Below are 26,039 nucleotides of genomic sequence, written 5' to 3'. Positions count from 1 at the left end.
TTGGTTTTCCTGAAAAAAGGCGGTTTGCGCTATTCTACTCCGAGAAGAAAGCGTAGTCAGTGATAATTTGGGGTGACAGTGGTATAGCCTTTCCGGATAATTGCAGGATGACGAATCAAACTCTGCATGTATTAAAAGAAGTCTTTGGTTATGACCAGTTCCGCGAGCCTCAGGAAGAGGTGATTCAGAGCGTGCTGGATAACCGTGATGTACTGGTTATTATGCCGACAGGCGGCGGTAAATCGCTTTGTTATCAGCTACCCGCTTTGCTGCGCCAGGGCACTGCGCTGGTTGTTTCTCCCTTAATTGCTTTAATGTACGATCAGGTCACCGCGCTATCACAGCTCGGTGTCAGGGTCGCCTGTCTTAACTCATCCTTAGATTATGTTATTCAAACAGAAGTAGAGCAGGCGCTTTTAAATGGGCAACTGGATCTGCTTTATATTGCGCCAGAGCGCTTAGTGCAACCTAAAACGCTGGCGTTACTGCAGCAATGTAATATTTCACTTTTTGCGATCGATGAAGCTCACTGTGTCTCCCAGTGGGGGCATGATTTCAGACCTGAATATTTAAAGTTAGCGTCGCTGACGGATTATTTTCCAGATGTGCCGCGTATCGCGCTCACCGCCACTGCTGATGCCCGCACTCAGCAAGAAATTGTTGACCGGTTAGGGCTACGTGATGCGTGTAGATTTATTCAGGGCTTTGACCGTCCTAATATCCGCTACCGGATTAGCCAAAAAAACCGCGCCCGTGAACAACTATTGTCTTTTTTAAAGCAAGAGCACCCCAATGATGCTGGTATTGTTTATTGCCTATCACGTAAAAGTGTAGAGGAAACGGCCGGGTGGTTGGCGGAACGTGGTTTTAACGCATTGCCTTATCATGCCGGGTTGTCGACTGATTTACGACGCCACAATCAACACCGCTTCCTGACTGAAGAATCGATTATTGTGGTAGCAACCATTGCATTTGGCATGGGGATTGATAAACCCAATGTGCGATTTGTCGCACATCTTGATCTGCCAAAAAGCATTGAAGCCTATTATCAGGAAACCGGTAGAGGAGGGCGTGATGGTCTGCCCGCTGATGCCTGGATGGTTTATGGTTTGCAGGATGTGATTTTTTTACGGCAAATGCTCGAAGGCTCGCAGGCGGCAGAGCAATTTAAGCAAATAGAGCGTCAGAAGCTTGAAGCGATGTTAGGCTTTTGTGAAATTACCAGTTGCCGTCGACAGGTGTTGCTGGGGTATTTTGGTGAGCATGATCATCCTCCGTGTGGCAACTGTGATACCTGTCTTGAACCGGTGCCTCAGTGGGATGGTACCGACGCTGCACGAAAGGCGTTGTCCTCTGTGTACCGCACAGGACAACGCTATGGCGTGAATCATGTCATCGATGTTTTGCTGGGTAATCTGACCGATAAGGTTAAAGCGGAGAATCATGAAAAGGTTTCGACCTGGGGTATTGGCGTTGGGCTAAACCGTAATCAATGGCGCTCTGTGTTTCGACAGTTGGTAGCGAGGGGGTATCTGAGTGTTGATCCTGATGGCTATGGAGTGCTGCATCTGAGTGACCGCTGCCGGTCTTTACTCAAAGGTGAAGAGACCTTATTGCTCCGGGAAGATAAGCGTGAGCGTAGTAGTGGTTATCAGAAGAACAAAACCCCTCAGAATCAGTTGGATGCGGTTGATCGTCAGCTCTGGGAGCAATTAAAGCAGTTGCGTAAACGTTTGGCGGATGAGCAGGATGTCCCTCCTTATGTGATCTTTCATGATGCAACACTGATGGAAATGGTGATGTACCGCCCGGCAACCAGTCATCAGCTGCATAAAATCAGCGGAGTGGGTGAGCGCAAGCTGGAGCTTTATGGTGAAGCATTTTTAGAGGTTATTTGTCAGCAACCCTCTGTTGATCAGAGTAAAAACCTTCAGGGACAGGAATCGGTCGCCTTATTTAAAGCGGGTATGACTATTGAACAGGTAGCTAAAATGCAAAAGCTCTCAGTAAAAGTCATCTATATCCATTTGGCTGCCGGTATTGGTGCCGGTGAATTAAGCGTCGAGGAGGTCGTGGAGTTACCTGCCGCAGAGTTACAGCATATTCAACAGGTGATTCTTGATTGCCAGCAACGTTTTGGACAAGCTTTGAAGCCCGTCTATGAGGCGCTTGCAGGTGTGTATGAAATTGGTGTGCTGAGTTGTGTTCGTCAGGGGTTGGAGCGCTAGTGGAGGCCGAGCTCTTCAGCTTGTTTTTCAGTAGTCTGATCTCTTCTACATTATTACCAGGGGGCTCGGAGGCATATCTTGCCTGGTTGGTGACTGATGCTGAAATTTCAGTGTGGTTATTGATTGGTGTGGCAACCCTGGGTAATACGCTGGGCGGTGTTATTACGTTCGGTTTGGGCTGGCTGGTGGCGATGCGTTACCCGCTGCGCTTGTTGAATAAAGAAAAGCACCAGCGAGCCAGGCGCTGGGTTGAAAAGGCAGGCACTAGTGTGCTGTTGTTGTCTTGGTTACCCGTCGTCGGTGATCCGCTTTGTTTTGTCGCCGGCTGGCTTAAATTAAATGTCGTTACAGGTATTGTGTTTATTGCTCTTGGTAAGGCCATTCGCTACATGCTGGTCGCAGGTTTGTTTGTGTAGCAGAAAATAGCAGCAGCGTACCAGGCACGTGAAAAGGTATAAGAAATGTACAAAACAATCCGCTTGGTGTTGTTGGTTATTTTGCTGCTGGTGGTAAGTCTCAATACATTGTTATCAAAAATCCGTACAACGGATTGGGATAAGTCGCTGTGGGTAGTCGTTTATCCGCTTAATGCCGATGGGCGGGAGGATACGCAAGGCTATATCGATACGTTAAAAGAGACAGATTTTGATGATATTGAGTCTTTTTTTATCAAAGAGGCGCGCCGTTATCAGGTCGCAATTGAAAGACCTGTTGAAGTGATGCTGGCTCCTCAACTGAATAATCATCCTCCAGAACCACCAGATAATCCGAGTTTGTTTGATAATATTGTCTGGAGTTTGCAGATGCGCTATTGGTCATGGCGCCAGGATAACTGGGGTGGGCCTGATCCGGATATCAAAATATACATGCGATTTTTTTCTCCCAATAACCAGCAGTTGTTACGACATTCTCTGGGGTTGCAAAAAGGTTTGATCGGCTTGGTGAACGGTTATGCGGATGCAGAATATCAAGGTCAGAACAATTTGATTGCTGCACATGAGTTGCTGCATACCTTGGGCGCCAATGATAAATATGACCCTGAAACCAGTTGGCCATTGTGGCCTGATGGGTACGCTGATCCGACTAAAGTACCACTCATGCCGCAGCTGCAAGCTGAAATTATGGGAGGTCGGGTGCAAATATCACCCTCAATTGCCATTATTCCACCAAGTTTGGAGTATGTGGTGGTAGGATCGGCGACAGCAATAGAGATAAATTGGCGAGATGCTGATTAGATATTATTAGTTAAATTATCTTTAACTAAGTATAAAAAGTAAGTAAAAAAAACCCGCCTTTAAGCGGGTTTCTTTATAGGTGTGGCTATTATTCTGGATAATCGCGTTGTTTTTGACCCGTGTAAAGCTGGCGAGGGCGACCAATTTTATTCGGGCTGCTGTGGAATTCGCTCCAATGAGAAATCCAGCCGATTGTACGAGACAAGGCGAAGATTACAGTAAACATGTTGGTTGGAATGCCAATAGCTTTGAGAATAATACCTGAGTAGAAATCGACGTTCGGATACAGTTTACGCTGTACGAAATACTCATCTTCCAAGGCAATCTGCTCAAGGCGTTTAGCAATTTTCAGTAGAGGATCGTTTTCAATGCCTAGTTCCGCAAGAACTTCATCACAAGCCTGTTTCATCACTTTGGCGCGAGGGTCAAAGTTGCGATAAACACGATGTCCGAAGCCCATCAGACGGAAGTCATCATCTGGATCTTTAGCGCGCTGGATGAACTCAGGGATGTTTGCTTCATCGCCGATCTCTTCCAGCATCTGTAATACAGCTTCGTTAGCACCACCGTGAGCAGGCCCCCAAAGTGCAGCAACACCGGATGCAATACAGGCAAATGGGTTGGCACCTGATGAACCAGCAAGACGTACAGTAGAGGTTGATGCGTTTTGCTCATGATCGGCGTGCAACAGGAAGATGCGATCCATAGCTTTGGAAAGAATTGGATTAGGTACGTAAGTAGCGCAAGGTGTGCCAAACATCATATGCAGGAAGTTGTCTGCATAGTTCAGATCGTTTTGTGGGTACTGAAATGGCTGGCCAATGCTGTACTTGTAACACATAGCAGCAATCGTAGGCATTTTTGCAATCAGACGATATGCGCATACCTCACGGTGGTGCGGATCATCAATATCAAGTGAGTCATGATAAAAGGCAGATAGCGCGCCGACAACCGCCACCATGATGGCCATTGGATGAGCATCACGTCGGAAACCATTGAAAAAATGGGTCATTTGTTGATGAACCATGGTGTGATTTTTAATGGTATTTACAAATTGTTCTTTCTGTTCTGCAGTGGGTAACTCGCCATTTAAGAGCAAATAACACGTTTCCAGGTAATCGGAGTGTTTGGCAAGTTGTTCTATCGGATAACCACGATGTAACAAGATGCCTTGATCACCGTCGATATAAGTAATGCTGGACTCACAAGCTGCAGTAGAAACAAAACCGGGGTCATATGTGAACAGACCTCGGCCTGTCAGTGGGCGTACGTCAATAACATCAGGCCCTAGAGTGCCGGAATAAACAGATAGTTCAATTACTTCATCAACGCCATCGATTGTCAAACGTGCTTTTTTATCAGCCATTATAGGCTCCTATCATTTTATTCGTTATATTAGACTTCTGTGATATATAGATTGTATCCAAGGTTATATCCAGAGTCTTAGTCCGCTTGGGATATGCCCAATATAAAGATTGATTCAAGATTGTCAATCTGGACACTAAATGCTTTTTCTGCATTGCAGCAATCGAGGGTAATTTTTACCAATAATAGATCAAGGACAGAATACCCTTTTAGTTGTATAAGGTAATTACGACAACCATTTACGCTCACTAGACGTTAGGCTTAAGGCCTTGCCTGGCGCGTTGTATTCTGATTTTTAACTGTCTATAATCCCCTTCCGAAGTACGTGTAAGCTAAGTGTTTGAGCGTACTTTAGTCTGAGGAATTACTCTCTGAACACTACCTAGCAACCTTGCCCCTTGATGGGCAGCAAAGTGTGAATAAGAGCCGTGAACAAAAAAAGACCTGTAAATTTAGACCTAAGAACTATCAAGCAGCCACTTCCTGCGATTACATCCATATTGCATCGTGCTACTGGTGTTGTGTTGTTTTTTGGCACACTCTTTATGACATATGCATTAGGAATGTCTCTCGAATCTGAAGCTGGCTTTAACGAAGCAACTACCATGTTAGAAGAGGGCTTCTTCGCGAGGCTAATTACATGGGGATTAGTATCCGCATTACTGTATCACCTTCTTGCGGGAGTTAAGCATCTGATAATGGATGCCGGACATCTTGAAGAGTTGGAGAGTGGAACAATGGCAGCTAAAGCTACATTGATCGCTGGTGCAGTCGCAATTCTACTGGCAGGAGTCTGGGTATGGTAACAAGTATCACTAGCTTTGGTCGGAGTGGCTTATACGACTGGATGGTCCAGCGAGTCACAGCTGTAGTATTGCTGGCCTATACGATCTTCATGATGGGTTATCTGCTGTTTAATTCAGATATGGATTATATGCAGTGGAAATCATTATTTGAGTGCACTTCGATGCGCATCTTCACCCTGCTGGCTTTACTATCCATGGCTGCACATGCCTGGATCGGTTTATGGTCGGTAACTACAGATTACATTAAACCTACTGGGCTTCGTTTTGTTGTTCAGGCTGGATGTGGTTTGTTGACGTTTATTTACGTCGTTTGGGGTATTCAGATTCTGTGGGGTGTCTAAGAGATGAATGAACTGCGCACGTTAACTTTTGACGCGATTGTAGTAGGCGGTGGTGGTGCGGGCATGCGTGCCGCGCTGCAGCTGGCACAGTCTGGGTTAGATACTGCTTGTGTGACTAAAGTGTTTCCAACACGCTCACACACAGTATCTGCTCAGGGTGGTATTACCTGTGCAATCGCAAGTGCTGATCCGAATGACGATTGGCGCTGGCATATGTATGACACAGTTAAGGGATCTGATTATATCGGTGACCAGGACGCAATTGAGTATATGTGCTCTGTTGGTCCTCAGGCTGTGTTTGAATTAGATCATATGGGTTTGCCTTTCTCTCGTACTGAAACGGGTCGTATCTACCAGCGTCCGTTCGGTGGCCAGTCTAAGGGTCCTGATAATCCGACTCAGGCTGCACGTACTTGTGCTGCGGCTGACCGTACAGGGCATGCTTTATTGCATACTCTTTATCAGGCTAACCTGAAAGCAGGTACGACTTTTCTTAACGAGTGGTATGCTGTTGATCTGGTTAAAAATGAAGATGGTGCTGTTGTCGGTTGTATCGCTATCTGCATAGAAACAGGTGAGACAGTTTATATCAAAGCGAAAGCGACTGTTCTTGCAACCGGTGGTGCGGGGCGTATTTTTGCTTCTACTACTAACGCATTGATCAATACCGGTGACGGTATGGGAATGTCCTTGCGTGCAGGTGTACCTGCGCAGGACATGGAAATGTGGCAGTTTCACCCGACGGGTATCGCAGGCGCAGGTACGCTTGTGACTGAAGGTTGTCGTGGTGAAGGCGGTTACCTGATTAATAAAGACGGTGAGCGCTTCATGGAGCGTTATGCGCCAAACGCAAAAGACCTTGCGGGTCGTGATGTGGTCGCGCGTTCAATGATTCTTGAAATTCTGGATGGCCGGGGCTGTGGTCCTGATGGCGATCACGTATATCTGAAGCTTGATCATTTGGGTGAAGAGGTTCTTCATTCACGTCTGCCTGGTATCTGTGAGCTGTCTAAAACGTTTGCTCACGCTGATCCTGTTAAAGAGCCTATTCCGGTTGTGCCGACTTGTCATTATCAGATGGGCGGTGTGGCTACTAATATCGGTGGTCAGGCTTTGGCTCCCGATAAGGATGGTGGCCATACCGTTATCGAAGGTCTGTTTGCTTGTGGTGAAGTGGCATGTGTGTCAGTTCATGGCGCAAACCGTCTGGGTGGTAATTCGCTGCTTGATTTGGTCGTTTTCGGTCGTGCGGCGGGTATTCAGATCGAGAAGCAGATGCGTGAAGGCTATGAAGTTAAGGATGCGTCTGCAGCTGATCTTGAACGTGCAATGGCTCGTTTGAATCGTCTTAATGGATCAACTGAGGGTGCAGATGTGGCTGCGGTTCGCAAAGAACTGCAGGCGACAATGCAGCTATACTTCGGTGTTTTCCGTGACGGTGAAAGCATGCAGAAAGGACTTGCGTTGCTGGCTGATATTCGTAAAAAAGCTGATAATCTGTATCTTGATGATAAGAGTAATGCTTTTAATACGGCGCGTATCGAAGCACTTGAACTTCAGAATCTGATGGAAGTTGCTGAGGCTACAGCGATAGCTGCAGAGGTTCGTACTGAATCTCGTGGTGCACATGCTCGTAATGATTTTACAGAACGCGATGATGAAAACTGGTTGTGTCATTCAGTTTACTATCCGCAGGACAAGACTGTTGGTAAGCGTGCCGTTAACTTTGCGCCCAAGACTGTTCCAGCGTTCCCGCCTAAAGTCCGTACTTATTAAGGAGAGATTACAGTGTTAGTAAGCGTATATCGTTACAATCCTGAGACTGATGATGCTCCTTACATGCAGGATATCCATATTGATATCCCGGGCGGTAAAGACATCATGGTGCTGGATGTTCTTCATCTTTTGAAAGAGAAGGATACATCTTTGGGTTACCGTCGTTCATGCCGTGAAGGTGTGTGTGGTTCTGACGGTATGAATATGAACGGTAAGAATGGTCTGGCTTGTATTACTGCGCTTTCTCAGGTGGTAGTAGATGATAAGCTGGTTATTCGTCCTCTGCCGGGGCTGCCTGTTATTCGCGACTTAGTTGTGGATATGTCTCAGTTCTATAAGCAGTACGAGAAAATAAAACCATTCTTAATTAACGACACGCCAGCGCCGACGATGGAGCGTCTTCAGTCGCCTGAAGAGCGCGCAGAGTTGGATGGTTTGTATGAGTGCATCTTGTGTGCATGTTGTACAACGGCTTGTCCTTCGTTCTGGTGGAATCCTGATAAGTTCGTCGGGCCGTCTGGTTTGTTGCAGGCGTATCGATTCCTTGCGGATAGTCGTGATACAGCAACACGAGAGCGTCTGGCGGAGTTGGATGATCCGTTTAGTGTTTTCCGCTGTCATGGCATCATGAACTGCGTCAATGTTTGTCCGAAAGGATTGAATCCTACTAAGGCAATCGGGAAAATTCGTAACATGCTGATCCAGCAAGCGACCTAAGAAGAATAAACGGCACCTCAGGTGCCGTTTTTTTGTCCGTTTAGCCGAAAGGCTTATGCTTCAAAGCTTTAATTTTCTGTAGAATCGGACTTTGTTTGATATATAAAGCCTGTTTTAAAAGGCGTACAATATTGCCCGCATTTCCAAGGATATTGGTGGTTATGCAGGGTTAAGACAACGGAAACACAAGAAGGGGCATTTGCGTATTTAATTGTCAGATGAATGGTGTGATCTGGCAGCGCGGACAGTCTCTCGAGCTAGGGTGAACAACTAATGCAAGAAGGCGTAATGGAGTTGCTGTGGAAGAATGCTCACCTATATGGTGGTAACCTCTCCTACATCGAACAACTATATGAAACTTACCTTATGGACCCCAATGCCATTCCACAAGAATGGCGGGAAGAGTTCGACCGCTTGCCAAAAGTGGGAGAAAGCATTTCTCTGGATGTCCCCCATTCACCAGTGCGTGAGCACTTCCTTTATTTAGCTAAAAACCAGAAACGTAATAGTCAGCCAGCGTCTGTTGGCAGTGTTTCTTCGGAGCATGAACAGAAGCAGATTCGCGTATTGCGAATGATCAATGCTTACCGCGTTCGTGGTCATCAGGTAGCGAAAATTGATCCGTTAGGGTTAATGGAGCGTGAAGACGTACCTGATTTAGAGCTGCGTTATCATGAACTTTCTGAAGCTGACTTTGATACTAAATTCCAGCTAGGTTCATTGTTCTTTGGGCCTGAAGAAGCGCCGCTGAAAGATATTATTGCGGACCTTAAAAAGACTTACTGTGCCACAGTAGGTGCTGAGTACATGCATATCGTTGATACGCAGGAAAAGCGTTGGATTCAGTCACGCATCGAGCCTGTGCGTTCTCATCCGCAGGTTGATGTTGCTAAGAAAAGGATGATTCTGGAGCGTTTAACGGCTGCAGAAGGCCTTGAAAAGTATTTAGGTTCACGTTATGCCGGCGCTAAACGCTTTGGTGTAGAGGGTGGTGAGTCACTGATTGTTGCACTCAATACGCTGATTCAACGTGCAGGTAAGCAAGGTGCCAAAGAAGTAGTTATTGGTATGGCTCACCGTGGGCGTTTGAATACCCTGGTCAATATTTTCGGTAAAAACCCAGCAGAGCTGTTTAGTGAGTTTGAAGGTAAGAAGACCCTTGAAACATCGGGTGATGTGAAATACCACCAGGGCTTTTCATCCAATATCATGACTGGCGGTGGTGAAGTACATATTGCGATGGCATTTAACCCATCTCACCTTGAAATCTCTGCCCCTGTTGTTGAGGGCTCGGTTCGTGCTCGTCAGGACCGCCGTAATGATCCGGTTGGAACGACAGTTGTTCCTGTGAACTTGCACGGTGATCAGGCATTTGCAGGCCAGGGTGTAGTGATGGAGACATTCCAGATGTCTCAGACTCGCGCCTACAAAACTGGTGGTACGATCCATATAGTGATCAACAACCAGGTTGGTTTTACCACCAACAAAAAAGAAGATTCTCGCTCAACTGAATATGCAACTGATGTTGCTAAAATGATTCAGGCGCCTATCTTTCATGTCAATGGCGATGATCCGGAAGCCGTGCGTTTTGTTACTCAGGTTGCTTTGGATTATCGTAATGAATTCAAAAAAGACGTTGTTATTGATCTGTTCTGCTATCGCCGTCGTGGTCATAACGAAGCTGATGAGCCATCTGGCACGCAGCCTCTTATGTATGCGCAGATCAAAAAACAGAAAACAACGCGTGAGTTGTATGCTCAGAAGTTAATTGATGAAGGCGTTATTACTGCTGAAGAGAGTAAGAAAAAAGAAGTTGAATATCGTCGATTACTTGAAAACGGTGAGCACGTTGTTAAGTCGTTAGTACATCAGCCAAATTCTGAATTGTTTGTAGACTGGCGTCCGTATTTAGGCCATGAGTGGACTTTTGAATGCGATACCCGGGTTGATCTTAAATTGCTTCAGGAGATTGGCGCGCAGATTTGTGAAACCCCTAAAGGGTTTGTTGTGCAGCGTCAGGTTCAGAAAATTTATGATGACCGTAAGCGTATGGCTGCGGGCGCAATGGAGTTGAATTGGGGGATGGCTGAATCACTGGCTTATGCCACTATTCTAGCTGAAGGGCACCCTGTTCGACTAACAGGTCAGGATGTTGGGCGCGGTACGTTCTCGCATCGTCATGCGGTATTACATGATCAGAAAACGCAGGAAACTTATCTGCCATTAGAAAATTTGTCAGTTGATCAGCCACGTCTTACTTTGCATGACTCTTATTTGTCTGAAGAAGCGGTGTTGGCGTTTGAGTATGGTTACGCTACAACCATGCCGAATGCGCTGGTTATCTGGGAAGCTCAGTTTGGTGACTTTGCCAATGGAGCGCAGGTTGTCATCGACCAATTCATCACCAGTGGAGAACATAAGTGGCAGCGTCTGTGTGGTTTGACACTGTTGCTGCCGCATGGTTTTGAAGGTCAGGGCCCTGAGCATTCCTCAGCACGTCTTGAGCGTTTCCTGCAATTATCAGCCGAGCATAATATTCAGGTATGTACGCCGACTACGCCTGCACAGATTTTCCATCTGTTGCGTCGTCAGGTGGTACGTCCGCTGCGTAAGCCATTGGTGGTTATGTCACCTAAAAGCTTACTTCGTCATAAACAGGCTACATCTACTTTGGAAGAACTGGCTGAAGGTACCTTCATGCCCGTCATTGGCGAAGTAGATACACTGGAACCGAAAAAAGTAAAACGTTTGGTTCTGTGTGGCGGCAAGGTTTATTACGATCTTTACAATCGTCGTGCAGAGCTTGAAAAAGCCGATGTTGCGATCGTGCGTATAGAACAGCTGTATCCGTTCCCTGAAAAAGATCTGGCTGAAACAATTAAAGAATATACCAATCTTGATTCTGTCGTTTGGTGCCAGGAAGAGCCTATGAACCAGGGCGCATGGTATTGCACACAGCATCATATGCGTCATGTGTTACATAAGCATGATTCTTCTCTTGCGCTGGAGGGTGTAGGTCGTGCTGCATCTGCTGCGCCAGCAGTTGGCTATATCTCTGTGCATGTTGAACAGCAAGAATCTCTGGTAAACGAAGCAATCAACGGTTAATGACAAAGCTGCCCCAAATAAAAGGGCAGCTTTTTGAGCATATAAGGAATAGAAATGTCCATTGAAATTAAAGCCCCTACATTTCCTGAATCGGTTGCCGACGGTACCGTTGCAACTTGGCATAAACAACCAGGCGAAGCTTGTTCTGCTGATGACCTGATTGTAGATATTGAAACAGATAAAGTTGTACTTGAAGTTGTAGCGCCGCAAGATGGTGTGCTGAAAGAAATTATTAAAGGTGAAGGCGATACGGTCCTTAGCGACGAAATCATAGCGATTTTTGAAGCTGGCGCGGCTGGTTCTGCCGCAGCTCCTGCCGCTGAAACGGCATCTGCTGAAGCGGGTGACGCTGATAAAGTAGGCCCTGCTGCACGTAAGCTGATTGATGAAAATAATCTTGATGTAAATCAGATTCCAGGTACGGGTAAGAATGGCGGCATCACTAAGGAAGACGTCCTTGGCTTTATGAAGACAGGTGCTCCTGCAGCAGCTAGTACTTCAGCTCCTGCACCAGCTAAAGCAGCCCCGGCTGCGGTAGCTGTTAATGTTGTTGAAGGTGATCGCGTTGAGAAGCGTGTGCCAATGACGCGTCTGCGTGCCACTATTGCTAAACGTCTGGTTGAAGCGCAGCAGACAGCTGCCATGTTAACAACGTATAACGAAGTTAATATGAAACCCGTTATGGAATTGCGTAAACAGTACAAAGACCTGTTCGAGAAAACCCATAATGGTACGCGTCTTGGCTTTATGTCTTTCTTCGTCAAGGCCGTAACTGAAGCGCTGAAGCGTTTCCCTGCAGTGAATGCTTCAATCGATGGTAATGACATGGTTTATCATGGTTACCAGGATATCGGCGTTGCTGTATCTACAGACCGTGGTCTGATGGTACCTGTATTGCGTGATACTGATGCCATGGGGCTGGCTGATATTGAAGCAACTATTGCTGATTTCGGTAAACGTGGCCGTGATGGTAAGTTGGGTATGGCTGATATGCAGGGTGGTACCTTCACTATTACAAACGGTGGTACTTTCGGCTCCCTGATGTCAACTCCAATTCTTAACCCGCCTCAGACAGCTATTCTTGGAATGCATAAAATCCAGGATCGTCCAATGGCGGTGAACGGTGAAGTTGTTATTCTGCCAATGATGTATCTGGCATTGTCTTACGACCATCGTATGATTGATGGTAAAGAGGCGGTACAATTCCTCGTTACTGTTAAGAGCTTGCTGGAAGATCCAGCCCGCATTCTACTTGATGTGTAATTTCAACCCTGTAACCAACTTTAGAATAGGAAAGACACATGTCACAAAAATTTGATGTAATCGTAATCGGTGCCGGTCCTGGTGGATATGTTGCTGCAATACGCGCTGCTCAGCTCGGGCTGAAAACTGCATGTGTTGAGAAATGGGTTGATAATAAGGGTGCTACTGTCTTAGGTGGTACATGCTTGAATGTAGGTTGTATACCTTCCAAAGCCTTATTGGAATCTACTCATAAATTCCATGAAGCTGCACATGATTTTGACGTGCACGGAATTCAGACATCTGATGTACAGATGGATGTTAAAAAAATGGTATCGCGTAAAGATACCATTGTTAAAAACCTAACTGGCGGCATCACTGGCCTGTTTAAAGCGAACGGCGTAACTACCTTGTCAGGTATGGGTAAACTGTTGGCTAATAAGCAGGTTGAGGTTACGGCTGCTGACGGTACTGCGACAATTTATGATGCCGACAATGTTATTTTGGCATCTGGTTCGGTTCCTGTTGAGATTCCACCAGCGCCACTGACTGAAGGTTTGATCCTTGATAATGCCGGCGCATTGAATATCGATGAAACGCCTAAGCGTTTAGGTGTCATCGGTGCCGGTGTAATTGGCTTGGAAATGGGCTCTATCTGGGCGCGTCTGGGTTCTCAGGTGACAGTGCTTGAAGCGATGGACGGCTTTTTAACGCTCTGCGATAAAGATGTAGCAAAAGAAGCACAAAAACTTCTGGGTAAGCAAGGTCTTGATATCAAGCTGAGCGCACGTTGCACGGGTACAGAGATCATTGACGGCAAAGAAGTTAAAGTTAAATATACTGATGCCGCTGGTGAACAAGAGCTTGTCGTTGATAAGTTGATTGTGGCTGTCGGTCGTCGTCCTCAGACTCAGGGTTTGTTGGCAGGTGATAGCGGCGTTAAGCTGGATGAGCGTGGCTTTATTTTTGTTGATGAATCTTGCCGTACGGGTGTACCAGGTGTATACGCTATTGGTGATTCAGTACGTGGACCCATGTTGGCACATAAAGCTTCAGAAGAAGGTGTTATGGTTGCAGATATCATTGCCGGTCATAAAGCGGCTATGAATTATGATGTAATCCCTAACATTATTTACACATTCCCTGAATTAGCATGGGTGGGTAAAACTGAGCAGGAGCTCAAAGCAGAAGGCGTTAAAATCAAGGTCGGTAAATTCCCATTTGCGGCTTCAGGTCGTGCAATGGCTTCTAATGCAACTGATGGTTTTGTAAAAATCATTGCTGATGAAGAAACAGACCGCATTTTGGGTGTTCATATAGTGGGCGCGATCGCATCTGAGCTTATCGCTCAGGGTGGTATCGCGATGGAATTCTGCTCAAGTGCAGAAGATCTGCAGTTAATGTGCTTTGCTCACCCAACTGTGAGTGAAGCTGTGCATGAAGCAGCATTAGCAGTAGACAACCATGCAATACATATGGCTAATCGCAAAAAACGCTAATTTAGTTCATCATATCAGACGTTTTATGATTTTGGCCGGGTGCACGCCCGGCCAAATTAGCGAGAGCTTGTCGTAAGCCCTGTGGGCTGGGTAGGTATCTACTTATCCAGATTTATCAGAGACAACAAACGGACTAGAGCATGAATCTTCACGAGTACCAAGGCAAACAACTGTTTGCTCAATATGGTCTGCCAGTATCCAAAGGTTACGCGGTAGACACTCCGGAAGCTGCAGTAGAAGCAGTGAATAAAATTGGCGGTGATAAATGGGTTGTTAAAGCTCAGGTTCACGCCGGTGGTCGCGGTAAAGCGGGCGGCGTTAAGCTGGTTGAAACAGCAGAAGCGGCAAAAGAATTTGCAGCTCACTGGTTAGGCAAAAATCTGGTGACTTATCAGACGGATGCTAATGGCCAGCCTGTAACAAAAATTCTTGTTGAAACATGTACTGATATCGCTCAAGAGCTATATCTGGGTGCTGTTGTAGATCGCTCTTCTCGTCGTATCGTTTTCATGGCTTCAACTGAAGGCGGCGTTGAAATTGAGAAAGTTGCACACGAGACTCCAGAAAAAATTCTGAAAGCCACCATTGATCCGTTGACGGGTGCGCAGCCTTATCAGGCACGTGAGTTGGCTTTTCAGCTAGGTTTGAACGGTGATCAGATCAAACAATTCACTAAGATCTTCCTGGGTCTTGCTAAAATGTTTGAAGAGAAAGATCTTGCTTTGCTTGAGATCAACCCTCTGGTTATTACTGATGCCGGTAACCTGCATTGCCTGGATGCTAAAATTGTGATCGATGGTAACGCTGTTTATCGTCACAAAGATATTCAGGAAATGCACGATCCTTCGCAGGAAGATGCTCGTGAAGCTCACGCTGCTACCTGGGATCTTAACTATGTTGCACTGGATGGTACTATTGGTTGCATGGTTAACGGTGCTGGCTTGGCAATGGGAACAATGGACATCGTTGCTACACACGGTGGCTTCCCGGCTAACTTCCTTGACGTTGGCGGCGGTGCAACTAAAGAACGTGTTACTGAAGCATTTAAAATCATCTTGGCTGACGACAAAGTTAAAGCCGTTTTGGTTAATATCTTCGGTGGTATCGTACGTTGTGACCTGATTGCTGAAGGTATCATTGGTGCCGTGAAGGAAGTAGGTGTAACCGTACCTGTTGTTGTACGTTTAGAAGGTAATAATGCTGAGTTAGGTGCACAGCGCCTGGCTGAGTCTGGTTTGGATATCATTGCTGCTACCAGTCTGACAGATGCTGCTCAGCAAGCAGTTAAAGCTGCGGGGGGTAAGTAATAATGTCCATTCTGATTAATAAAGATACCAAAGTTATCTGTCAGGGTTTCACCGGTGGTCAGGGTACTTTCCACTCTGAGCAAGCGATCGCTTACGGTACTAAAATGGTCGGTGGTGTTACACCGGGTAAAGGCGGTACTGAGCATTTAGGTCTTCCTGTATTTAATACAGTTAAAGAAGCAGTAGAAGTGACAGGTGCAGACGCGTCTGTCATCTATGTACCTGCTCCCTTCTGTAAAGACTCTATTCTGGAAGCTGCTAATTCAGGCATCAAACTGATCGTTTGTATCACTGAACATATTCCTGTTATGGATATGCTGCAGTGTAAAGTGAAGTGTGATGAGCTGGGTGTTCGCCTTATCGGTCCTAACTGCCCAGGTGTTATCACTCCGGGTGAATGTAAGATCGGCATCATGCCAGGTCATATCCATTTGCCAGGCAAAGTGGGTATCGTTTCTCGCTCTGGTACATTGACGTATGAAGCTGTTAAGCAGACTACGGATGCAGGTTTCGGCCAGTCTACTTGTGTAGGTATTGGTGGTGACCCGATTCCAGGCGCTAACTTCATCGATATTCTGGAAATGTTCCAGAACGATCCTCAGACTGAAGCGATTGTAATGATCGGTGAGATCGGTGGTTCTGCTGAAGAAGAAGCGGCTGCTTACATCAAAGCTAATGTGACTAAGCCTGTTGTTTCTTACATTGCGGGTGTTACTGCACCTGTAGGTAAGCGTATGGGTCATGCGGGCGCAATCATCTCTGGCGGTAAAGGTACTGCTGATGAGAAGTTTGCTGCACTGGAAGACGCAGGCGTTAAAACAGTACGTTCTTTGGCTGATATCGGCAAAGCACTGTCTGAAATAACTGGCTGGTAAGTTAGTCTTCAGGTTATAAAAGGCAGCTTCGGCTGCCTTTTTGCGTTTAGTCAGGTTTGTTTTCGTTGCTGTAGGTTTATCACATGATTGCTCCGTTAGGCATAATCGTTATCGCTCAGTTGCTCGGTACATCACTTTGGTTTACGCCAAACGGTGTTGCGGGTGCGTTAATGTCTGACTGGGGGTTGTCGTTAGATCAACTCGGGTATTTAACGAGTGCAGTTCAGTTAGGGTTTATCAGCGGAACGCTTGTTATCGCTTTCAGCGGATTTGCTGACAGATACCGTGCCAGTCATGTTTTTGCCACGAGTGCTGTGTTAGGCGCGTTATGTAATGCATTGTTTCTCTGGTCAGAAAGCAGCTTTTCTTCTGCTCTGTGTTGGCGTTTTTTGACCGGCGTGAGTCTTGCCGGAATTTATCCGTTGGGAATGAAGCTCGTCGTTAGTTGGGTGCCGAATAAAACCGGTCATGCGTTAGGCTGGTTAGTCGGCATGTTAACACTGGGCAGCAGTTTGCCGCACGCTATGAGAGGTATCAGTGATGGCGCTCATTGGCAGTGGGTTGTGTTGGGTGCATCAGTATTTGCATTAATCTCAGCGGTGATGATTTATTGGTTGGGAGATGGGGAGCATTTACCCGCGCGCGCGCCAACCATGATGCGAGGTAAAGCGCTACAGGCGTTTAAAATACCCGCGTTTCGTGCGGCCGCTATTGCGTATTTTGGGCACTGTTGGGAGCTTTATGCTTTTTGGACACTCGTGCCTGTGATTGTATTTTCTATACTTGAAGAGGCGGCCTGGTCATTTTCGTTGGTGCCTTGGTTGTCGTTTATTATTGTTGCTGTGGGCATGCCTGCGTGTTTGATCGCCGGGCTGGCGAGTCGAGAGTGGGGGAGTGCGATTACCGCCTATCTGATGTTGTTGTCATCAGGTGTTATCTGTTTGATTTGGCCTTTTGTCGCACAAGGACCGATAATCTTAGTGTTGATTGTATTATTACTATGGGGGATGACGGTTATTGCGGATTCAGCGCAGTATTCGGCGCTGGCTGCTGCCTCTTGTCCAAAAGAGTATTTGGGCAGTGCTTTAGCTTTGATGAACAGTATCGGCTTCCTGATGACAGTTTTCTCTATCACACTCACCACGGTCTTATATGCGTATATCGGCGATTACGTCGCCTGGCTAATGTTGGCGGGGCCTCTGGTTGGCTTGTGGGTCATGAAAGAGTTATTACAGAGTGACCCCACACGTTAAGCATTGAGCTTATATTTATCTGCAATTGGCGTGATTAACCCGGCGCTTTCAGCTGTAAGGTATTGCCACTTTGTTTTAATTCAAGATGTTTGAGAAAACTCATGCCTAACAAGGCGGTACCACCGGTCATGTAAGGGTTGATGTGTCCTTCAACATTTCTCAATTTGATGTTTCCAAGCTGGACACTGTTAATTTGTGTTGAGTAAACAGAGATAGCCCCGTTCGCGGTATTAACTCTGACCGCTTTCCCTTTAACTAATCCCAGTTCATTCGCAACATTCTCCGGAACACTGATCACAGTTGCGCCGGTATCCAGTAAAAAAACCACCGGGTTATCGTTTATCAGTCCTGATGCAACATAATGTCCTTGTCTGTTTCGTTGGAGCACAACAGGGCTGCCTGCGTCCAAGCCTGCAGCAGAAACCAGAAGTGAGTTGGGGTTGTGTTGTTTGTCCAGCCAGTTATTAAATAACATGGTTAAAAGCAGGAGCGCAATCAACCACGTTAAATGCCGCATAATGCCAGACACTTTATCTATCGTATTAATAAATCTATTCCTCTTACTGTTCCATCCATTAGAAATCTATCCTATCGTAAAGTTCAGCGGAAAGTTCAACCTAAAGGTCATTGAACATAAATCTAGTGTCTATACTCTTTATTAAGAGGACAAGTTATAGACGACAAGTTATAGATGAGTAAGTTAAATACGACGAAGAAGTGAGTGGAGCTATCAATGCGGCCAATGTTAGAGAATATCGGGTCTTTTCTTGCGGATTACTTATCGGCTCCCAGAGATGATGATTCTTTCGTTGCGACCAGTTCGCCTGAAAGGCTCGCTTCCTGTATCCAAAAAGGCGATGTGTTGCTGGTAGAGGGAACCAGTCGGGTGAGTACTGCGATTAAGTATCTGACTCAGTCTACCTGGTCTCATGCCGCTGTTTACATTGGCGAGAGCATCGACTCTATGGATCAGCCCCAGGAGGCTCGTACGTTAATAGAGGCGGATATTGTTGAAGGGGTCAGGGCGGTACCGTTGAGTACCTATTATGATCAGCATACGCGTATTTGCAGACCTGTCGGTTTGTCTGAAAATGAAATACAGCGTGTCATTGGTTATCTCATTTCTCGTTTAGGTGATCAGTACGATCGTAAAAATATTTTTGACCTGGCGCGTTATCTGTTTCCCACCCCTCCGGTGCCGACAAGCTGGCGACGTAAATTATTGCAACTTGGCAGCGGTGATCCCACGCGTGCTATTTGCTCATCGTTAATTGCGGAAGCCTTTCAGTCGATTCATTATCCGATATTGCCTTCAGTCGTATACGGTGAAGAGATTGGTCAAAGAGAACGTATGTTATTTATCCGCCACTCAAGCCTATTCACACCACGTGATTTTGATGTTTCTCCCTATTTCAAAGTGATTAAGCCTATGCTTGAAAAAGGCTTCAATTATCATAATATTGTGTGTTGGGGCGCTCCGCTGGATAGTCAGAATGAGCATCAGGAACCGATTCTGGAGCAGACTCCGGATGCAGCACTTGCTGAGAGTGGAAAAGATAACAAAGAGGCAAAATCCGATAATTAAGCGAGTTGCAGAGAGCGTTAAATGAGTCAGCATCAGATTGAACTACTGATTAAATCACAGATACCGATCATCGTTATTGAAACGCATGAAGAAAATCAGACGCTTGATATGATTGCAGGTATGCGTGCGGTATTGCAGCGCCCGATTTTTAAATGGAGTCTGACGGAAGGGTTCGAACGGCTCGACCAATCGATGCCAGCTCAGAAACTTTTTTCCAAACCCACCGATGCTCTTGGGCATATAAAATCGGTTCAGGTTCCCGGTGTTTATATCCTTGCTGACTTTCATCCATTTATTGATGACCCTATGCATGTACGCTTACTTAAAGATATCGCCCTAAGTTTCAATCATTTAGGCCACACCTTGATTCTGCTCAGCCATGCATTTGATATCCCGATAGAGCTTAAAAAACTTAGCGCTAAGCTTGAAATATCTTTACCGCTGCGCGCAGAGCTGGAGCGGATTATCAGGGAAGAGGCGCGCGACTGGACGCAGCAGAGTGGCCAACGAGTTCAAACTGATAACACCACACTGAGTATGTTAGTCAACAACCTTGCGGGGTTGTCCCGGATGGATGCGCGGCGATTGGCGCGTAACGCTATTTTTGATGACGGTGCTATTTCATTAAGTGATATGCCTCACGTTGCTCAGGCCAAATATGAGTTGCTGAGCAATCAGGGTAATCTGAGTTTTGAGTATGACACTGCAAAGTTTTCGGACATTGCCGGTTTTGGGCGGCTCAAGCAATGGTTGAACGAACGTCAGGATTTTTTTACCGGGGAGGCCCGGGTCGCGCATCTGCCTGCGCCCAAAGGTGTGCTGCTTCTTGGGGTTCAAGGCTGTGGTAAAAGTCTGGCAGCTAAAGCAGTGGCTGGTGCATGGCAGGTTCCATTATTGCGATTAGATTTTGGTTCGCTTTATAACAAGTATTATGGAGAAACGGAGAAGAATCTCCGGGATGCGTTGAAAACAGCCGAGGTAATGTCGCCTTGTGTTTTATGGTTGGATGAAATAGAAAAGGGCATCGACAGTAGCAATGCGGATAGTGGTCCGGCTAAACGTATTTTGGCGACGCTGTTAACCTGGATGGCAGAGAAGAAAGCGCCTGTTTTTCTTGTTGCGACAGCCAATGATATTACCGCGTTACCGCCTGAGTTAGTACGTAAAGGGCGTTTCGATGAGATATTTTTTGTAGATCTGCCGAATGAGGAAGTACGCTTTAGTATTTTTGATATTCACCTGAAAAGGCAAAAGCAGTTGCCAGAATCATATGATTTCTACCGCTTGGTAGAGGCAAGTGAAGGGTTCTCCGGTGCAGAAATTGAGCAGGCAGTCATCTCAGCTTACTATTGCGCACACGCTCAAGGGTTGGCATTGTCACAATCACTGTTAATGGATGAGTTATGCAAAACCAGACCGCTCTCTATTGTGATGTCTGAAAATATTGATGCGTTGCGTCGTTGGGCCGAGGACCGAACAGTTCCTTGCGAGTAGCATCTAATGTTTTTTATTCAACTAGTGGCGTAGAAATATAAATCGTTTCATAATATGCGCACAAACACTTCAATCGTGTACACAGTTTGTCATCCTCTGACTGGTGCTCATCTTGGCACATACTGAAAGCACGAATTCCTGTTTGCCTTTTATATACATACTGTTCGGGACATCTAGTTGAAAATACGTTTGCTGGAATTTGATTATCTGCGTGCGCTGGCCATTATCCTGATCGTGCTTGGACACTCTGTGTATAACTCAGAAAAAGGGTTTCCTGTTCTATTGGAAAACCTGGTACGGGGTGGCACCGCTGTTTTTGTGTTTATTTCCGGGTTCTTTTTGCATGCGGTGTTTTCTAAAAACTTCGAACTGCAATCGTTTCTAGTGAAAAAGCTGAAAAATGTCTATGTGCCTTTTCTCTTTGTGTCTGTTGTTGGTTTGGCATTTCGCGTGTTTGGCTGGGGAGTGATTGACGACTTACCGTTGAATAAAATCGGGCTGAACATTTTTCATACAGTAAAAAACTTTTATGTGCTTTTTCCTCACTGGTATATCCCTTTTATTATGGTGGTGTTTATCTTATCGCCGTTCTATCTTGGTTTTTCACGACTGCCGGTTTGGCGGCAATTACTTATGTTTTTCTTGTTCTGCTTGTTGGCGGTGATTTTGCATCGTCCTCATGGTAACGCCTTCGTGTTACAGTCGTTACTGTATTACACACCTTTTTATTTGATGGGGATATTGTATTCGCAGCACAGACCCTGGTTTGAAGAAAAGCATCAGCAGATTCTGACTATCGCTGTTGTGCTGGTGGCAGGGGCAATGTATCTGCAAACTTATGTATGGGTTTGGGTCGGTAATTATCACAAATCATTTTTTGGATTTCGTGGTGTTGACCTGCAGTTTATCCAAAAGATCGGTTTATGCTTTATTTTGCTGGCTATTTGTCAGATGTTGGCCCGCCGTGAAAAAACAAATGCCTGGTTAAAAGAGGTCGGTGATTTGAGTTTTGCGATCTTTTTTCTGCATCCGCTATTTACGATGGCGATGGCAAATATTTTTCCACTACTGGGTTGGAGAGGTGTGTCAGGCGGTGCTTTGTTTAGTGTGGCGATGACATTGCTGGTATTTAGTATTAACTTTTTCGGTAGTTTTTATACGGCTCGTTTGTTCAGGTCACTATTACCAACAAAAAGTCGCTGGCTAATCGGCGCTTAATCGTTACTGAGTCAGGCTCGCGTAGGATGAAATACGACTAATATCTGTGGATTTATGATTACATCCACGTAACATAAGTGTAAATTGACGCCATTTGATGACAGTTAAAAGTCAGTGCTGCTCATCAGAGTTGGTCTGTCTTCTGATTAGATTGATCATTTTTGCTTGCTCTAAGCCATAACTAAAGAATTTAAATATGTCCTTATTATCAAAAGCTAAAAGCTCCTTGCAGTGGAAAAAACTGACCTCAATAAGCCTTTTATTGCCGGGGCTGGCGGTTGTATCAATGATGCCTCTGACAGCCAACGCTGCTGCAGCGAAAGCTGTGGCCACCCCAGAGGTGCAATACGCTGTCAGTGGTAAATTCAACCGTAATACGGTCGCTGACCTGGCGCGTAAACTGTCTAAAAAACCCTATAAAGACCCGGATGTGACTTTGCCTGCCAGTCTGCAAGGACTGAGTTATGATGAATATCGGGATATTCGTTTTAATCCGGCTTCCTCTATCTGGGCTGATGAGGCATTACCGTTTCAAATGCAGCTGTTTCATCGTGGTTTCTATTTTAAAGAAACCGTTGAGATCGCTATCGTTGAGGAGGGCGAATCCCGCCATCTGAAGTATAGCCCTGACCTGTTTACAACGGGTGAAGTGATGCAGCAACCGTTACCGACTGAAGATGTGGGTTTTGCTGGGTTTCGTTTGCATAACGCGTTAAACCGTCCTGACTATTTTGATGAAATGGCTGTCTTTCAGGGCGCTAGTTATTTTCGATCATTAGGAAAAAATCAGGCGTACGGCCTTTCTTCACGCGGCTTAGCATTAAAAACAGCGGATCCAGAAGGGGAGCAATTCCCGACTTTTCGTGCATTCTGGATTGAAAAACCCGCTAAAGACAGTAGCTCAATCGTGGTCTATGCCTTACTGGACAGCCCAAGTACAACAGGTGCTTATCGTTTTACTCTGCGCCCGGGCAAAAATACAGTGATGGACATCGAGGCAACGCTTTTTCCGCGTGAAGACTTAAACAAAGTAGGGCTGGGCACGGGCACCAGTATGTTCATGTTCTCCTCTTATGAAAGAGCCAAGGTTGATGATTTCCGTCCACGAGTTCATGATTCGGATGGCTTATTAATGCTGAATGGGCGTGGTGAACGTTTGTGGCGTCCGCTGGGTAATCCGGCAAAACTGCAGATCAGTGCTTTTATGGATAACGGACCGTTAGGCTTTGGTCTGTTGCAGCGAAATCGGGACTTCAATAACTTTCAGGATCTGGAAGCTCGATATGAGCGCCGCCCAAGCTTATGGGTTGAACCGGTGGGCAACTGGGGGAGAGGTGCTGTTGTTTTGGTTGAAATTCCAACCGAGTCAGAAATTCACGATAACATTGTGGCTTACTGGTCTCCTAAGGATACTATTCCTGCCGGTTCCGAATATCACTATGCATACCGTTTGGTGTGGGGGACTGCACCTGTGGCAGGCCAAGGTGAGGCGGTAGTTGATGCTACACGTAGCGGGCGGGCAGGCATTACCGGGCCGACGCCAAAACGATTATTTGTGATTGATTATCGCTTTCCGAATCCATTGCAAGACATTGAAATACAAAAGCCTACAGCAAAAGTTAAAAACTCTACCGGTGATATAAAAAATATTGTGGTGAATGAAAATACGCTTAATGGTGGCTATCGTGTCACTTTTGAACTAGATCCCATGGATGAAAAGCTGATTGAATTACGTATGGATCTTGAGTTCACGGATGGACGGAAGGCGGAAAGCTGGATGTATCAGTGGACAAAGTAAGCTTCCAAACGGTTCACCAGCATGCAGCGGCAATGCCGCCGATTGAATCCGGGATGCCAGTAGAGCGTCCCGGAGAGATGCCCGCCCAATCTTTGCAAAGTTTTAGTGCGGAGAATCGACGCTCGCCGGTAAAGCCGAATGGTTGTCACTCCCATGCATGGCGGCGCTGGCTGGTATTAGGGTCCGCGTTATTGCTGTCCGTGTGGGGCATTAATGAGATGCGGGCGGTACTTGCTGTCGGTGAGATGACCTTTGTCGAGTATCTGGTTCTATTGCTTTTCAGTTTGACCTTTAGCTGGATTACGGTTGCCTTTAGTGGATCGATCATTGGTTTTTTTTATGTACTAGGTCAGCGTCGCTCTCCGCCGGCGCGTTCAAAAATACCGCTAAATGGTCGTACCGCTGTACTGATGCCTACCTACAATGAAGCCCCTGAGCGAATATTCGCATCGATTGAAGCAATGGCATGCGCTGTTGGCGAAACCGGAGAGGGCAAGGCTTTTGACTGGTTTGTTATTAGTGATACCACTGATCCTGATATCGCATTAACCGAAGAAGCGGGCTTTCATGCTCTGCGTGAACGTATCGGCAAAACGGTTAATGTTTACTATCGCCGTCGCAGACAGAATACGGCAAGAAAAGCAGGTAACGTTGCTGACTTTTGCCGGCGATGGGGCGCACATTATGATCACCTGCTGGTACTTGATGCCGATAGCCTGATGGAAGCCGGTACGATGCTGGAGTTAGCCCGTCGTATGGAGGCAGATCCTGATGCGGGCTTGATTCAAACGATTCCGCAACTCATTAATGGCACAACATTAATGGCGCGTCTGCAGCAGTTTGCCACCCGGGTGTATGGCCCGGTCGTCGGCACCGGTCTTGCCTGGTGGACAGATAAAGAAGGTAATTTCTGGGGACATAACGCTATTATCCGCACGACTGCGTTTATGTCGGCAGCCGGATTACCGGATCTTAAAGGTGCTCCTCCGTTTGGTGGTCACATCCTCAGTCATGATTTCGTAGAAGCCGCATTGATTCGTCGTGCAGGCTGGAGTGTGATTATTGCGGCTGATCTGGGTGGTTCGTATGAAGAGTGCCCACCGTCGATGATTGATCTGGCTATTCGTGACCGTCGCTGGTGTCAGGGGAATTTACAGCACAGCCGCGTTGTCACTGCTAAAGGATTACACTGGGTGAGCCGCACTCATCTGCTGACGGGTATTATGTCGTATCTGTCTTCACCGTTATGGTTAATGCTGATCATGGTGGGTTTGGTGCTGGCCTTGCAAGCACAATTTATCCGACCTGAATATTTTACAGATGAGTTTTCCCTCTTCCCTTCCTGGCCTCGGATGGATGCGGCCCGCGCATTAACCTTGTTCTTTTTTACCATGATTATCTTGTTTACCCCCAAAGTGCTGGGATTTATCTCCTATCTTATGAATGGCACGCTAAGACGACAGTCGGGTGGTTTTTTTCGGTTGATTCTCAGCTTTATTCTCGAGGTGATTCTGTCGGCGCTGATTGCTCCGATTATGATGCTGATTCACAGTGGTGCTGTTATGTCGATTCTGCTGGGTCATGACTCTGGCTGGAATCCACAGCGACGCGATGATGGTAGTTTGCCGCTCAAGTCATTGATTTATAGACATCGTTGGCACATGACTGTCGGTATCTTTTTAACCGTCGCGGCTTATTTTAACTCGTTGGTGCTGTTGGCGTGGTTATCACCGGCTATTGCCGGGATGTTGTTAGCAGTACCCTTGTCAATGTTGACCAGTTCCTGGACCGTTGGCGCCCGGGTGAAAAAATGGGGTTTACTCCGCACACCTGATGAAGCGCAAAGGCCGGCGATCCGCCAGGCAATGGACGACACCCGAGTGGCATATGAAGAGGCGATCAGCTTTTCACCTGATCTAGTCGAGATGGCGAGTAATCCGCGTTGGTATGCCGTGCATTTGGCGCTGATTGACCGTATGCCCTCACGTCCTCGCGGACAAGTGGATGCTGTTGAGGCGACAGCGGCTATGAAGATACGTGAAGCGACCAGTGTCAGTGAGGCGGTCAGTTATCTGAATCAGCGGGAGCAAGCGTTGGTGCTGGCGACCCCTGAGTTGTTTACGGCGTTGTCTCATTTGTCCCAGTTAACGCCCGCTAACGTTCGTTAATGGTCTTTTGGGCTGTTAACTTTT

The 26,039-nt window shown here is 46.4% G+C and carries 20 protein-coding genes; 18 read left to right on the top strand and 2 right to left on the bottom strand.

Annotated elements, in window-relative coordinates:
* Positions 1–107 precede the first annotated feature (107 nt).
* Genes recQ through BM099_RS08150 form a run of 3 tightly spaced genes read left to right on the top strand, consistent with a single transcriptional unit; the run spans position 108 to position 3,463 of the window.
* Positions 108–2,228, top strand: coding sequence for a DNA helicase RecQ (gene recQ, locus BM099_RS08160; protein ID WP_090726578.1), 2,121 nt, complete (start codon positions 108–110; stop codon positions 2,226–2,228).
* Positions 2,228–2,644, top strand: coding sequence for a YqaA family protein (locus tag BM099_RS08155; RefSeq protein ID WP_090726576.1), 417 nt, complete (start codon positions 2,228–2,230; stop codon positions 2,642–2,644). The genes recQ and BM099_RS08155 overlap by 1 nt, the downstream gene beginning before the upstream one ends.
* 45 nt (positions 2,645–2,689) lie before the next feature.
* A complete protein-coding gene (locus tag BM099_RS08150) occupies positions 2,690–3,463 on the top strand; it encodes a hypothetical protein (protein WP_090726573.1) in 774 nt (257 codons plus the stop codon).
* An 88-nt stretch (positions 3,464–3,551) separates the two neighbouring features.
* Here BM099_RS08150 and gltA read toward each other — a convergent pair whose 3' ends face one another.
* Entirely contained in the window at positions 3,552–4,829 is a 1,278-nt protein-coding gene (gene gltA / locus BM099_RS08145) for a citrate synthase (RefSeq protein WP_090726571.1), read from the bottom strand.
* 427 nt (positions 4,830–5,256) lie between these two features.
* Between gltA and sdhC the strand changes: the two genes are divergently transcribed.
* The 10 genes from sdhC to BM099_RS08095 all read left to right on the top strand — a co-directional run bounded on the left by sdhC (position 5,257) and on the right by BM099_RS08095 (position 17,752).
* The gene (gene sdhC, locus BM099_RS08140) at positions 5,257–5,634 is read left to right on the top strand and encodes a succinate dehydrogenase, cytochrome b556 subunit (protein WP_028469190.1); all 378 of its coding nucleotides are present in this window, start codon (positions 5,257–5,259) and stop codon (positions 5,632–5,634) included.
* A complete protein-coding gene (gene sdhD, locus BM099_RS08135; protein ID WP_090726570.1) occupies positions 5,628–5,975 on the top strand; it encodes a succinate dehydrogenase, hydrophobic membrane anchor protein in 348 nt (115 codons plus the stop codon). Before sdhC ends, sdhD begins: the two co-directional genes overlap by 7 nt.
* Before the next feature lie 3 nt (positions 5,976–5,978).
* Complete coding sequence (sdhA, locus tag BM099_RS08130; protein WP_090726568.1) at positions 5,979–7,751, top strand: succinate dehydrogenase flavoprotein subunit; 1,773 nt, start codon at positions 5,979–5,981, stop codon at positions 7,749–7,751.
* Between the two features lie 12 nt (positions 7,752–7,763).
* A complete protein-coding gene (locus BM099_RS08125) occupies positions 7,764–8,468 on the top strand; it encodes a succinate dehydrogenase iron-sulfur subunit (RefSeq protein WP_090726566.1) in 705 nt (234 codons plus the stop codon).
* 273 nt (positions 8,469–8,741) lie between these two features.
* Entirely contained in the window at positions 8,742–11,576 is a 2,835-nt protein-coding gene (locus BM099_RS08120; protein WP_090726564.1) for a 2-oxoglutarate dehydrogenase E1 component, read from the top strand.
* Positions 11,577–11,630: 54 nt separating this feature from the next.
* Positions 11,631–12,839 carry a 2-oxoglutarate dehydrogenase complex dihydrolipoyllysine-residue succinyltransferase gene (gene odhB, locus BM099_RS08115; protein WP_090726562.1) on the top strand — a complete coding sequence of 403 codons (1,209 nt, stop codon included), beginning with the start codon at positions 11,631–11,633 and terminating at the stop codon, positions 12,837–12,839.
* Between the two features lie 38 nt (positions 12,840–12,877).
* Complete coding sequence (gene lpdA / locus BM099_RS08110) at positions 12,878–14,317, top strand: dihydrolipoyl dehydrogenase (protein WP_090726560.1); 1,440 nt, start codon at positions 12,878–12,880, stop codon at positions 14,315–14,317.
* 140 nt (positions 14,318–14,457) lie between these two features.
* Entirely contained in the window at positions 14,458–15,624 is a 1,167-nt protein-coding gene (sucC, locus tag BM099_RS08105) for an ADP-forming succinate--CoA ligase subunit beta (protein WP_090726557.1), read from the top strand.
* A gap of 2 nt (positions 15,625–15,626) precedes the next feature.
* Positions 15,627–16,499 (top strand): succinate--CoA ligase subunit alpha, encoded by an 873-nt coding sequence (sucD, locus tag BM099_RS08100; RefSeq protein WP_090726555.1) that lies wholly within the window; start codon positions 15,627–15,629, stop codon positions 16,497–16,499.
* A gap of 83 nt (positions 16,500–16,582) precedes the next feature.
* Positions 16,583–17,752, top strand: coding sequence for an MFS transporter (locus tag BM099_RS08095; RefSeq protein ID WP_090726553.1), 1,170 nt, complete (start codon positions 16,583–16,585; stop codon positions 17,750–17,752).
* Positions 17,753–17,786: 34 nt separating this feature from the next.
* On the opposite strand, the gene BM099_RS08090 is transcribed toward BM099_RS08095, so the two are convergent.
* Positions 17,787–18,269: a retropepsin-like aspartic protease family protein gene (locus BM099_RS08090; RefSeq protein ID WP_090726551.1), complete on the bottom strand. Its 483-nt coding sequence runs from the start codon at positions 18,267–18,269 to the stop codon at positions 17,787–17,789.
* Positions 18,270–18,485: 216 nt separating this feature from the next.
* On the opposite strand from BM099_RS08090, the gene BM099_RS08085 reads away from it, so the two are divergent.
* The 5 genes from BM099_RS08085 (at position 18,486) to mdoH (ending at position 26,015) form a co-directional block, all read left to right on the top strand.
* A complete protein-coding gene (locus BM099_RS08085; protein ID WP_090726548.1) occupies positions 18,486–19,337 on the top strand; it encodes a YiiX/YebB-like N1pC/P60 family cysteine hydrolase in 852 nt (283 codons plus the stop codon).
* A gap of 21 nt (positions 19,338–19,358) precedes the next feature.
* Entirely contained in the window at positions 19,359–20,831 is a 1,473-nt protein-coding gene (locus BM099_RS08080) for an AAA family ATPase (protein ID WP_090726546.1), read from the top strand.
* Positions 20,832–21,008: 177 nt separating this feature from the next.
* The gene (locus tag BM099_RS08075; RefSeq protein WP_090726544.1) at positions 21,009–22,049 is read left to right on the top strand and encodes an acyltransferase family protein; all 1,041 of its coding nucleotides are present in this window, start codon (positions 21,009–21,011) and stop codon (positions 22,047–22,049) included.
* Between the two features lie 196 nt (positions 22,050–22,245).
* Positions 22,246–23,847, top strand: a complete 1,602-nt coding sequence (locus BM099_RS08070; protein ID WP_090726542.1) for a glucan biosynthesis protein G — start codon at positions 22,246–22,248, stop codon at positions 23,845–23,847.
* Positions 23,835–26,015 (top strand): glucans biosynthesis glucosyltransferase MdoH, encoded by a 2,181-nt coding sequence (gene mdoH, locus BM099_RS08065; RefSeq protein WP_198064178.1) that lies wholly within the window; start codon positions 23,835–23,837, stop codon positions 26,013–26,015. Before BM099_RS08070 ends, mdoH begins: the two co-directional genes overlap by 13 nt.
* Positions 26,016–26,039: the final 24 nt, after the last annotated feature.

This window comes from Neptunomonas qingdaonensis (genome assembly GCF_900113275.1).
Classification (GTDB): Bacteria; Pseudomonadota; Gammaproteobacteria; order Pseudomonadales; family Balneatricaceae; genus Neptunomonas; species Neptunomonas qingdaonensis.
This window is presented reverse-complemented; position numbering and strand designations above follow the sequence as displayed.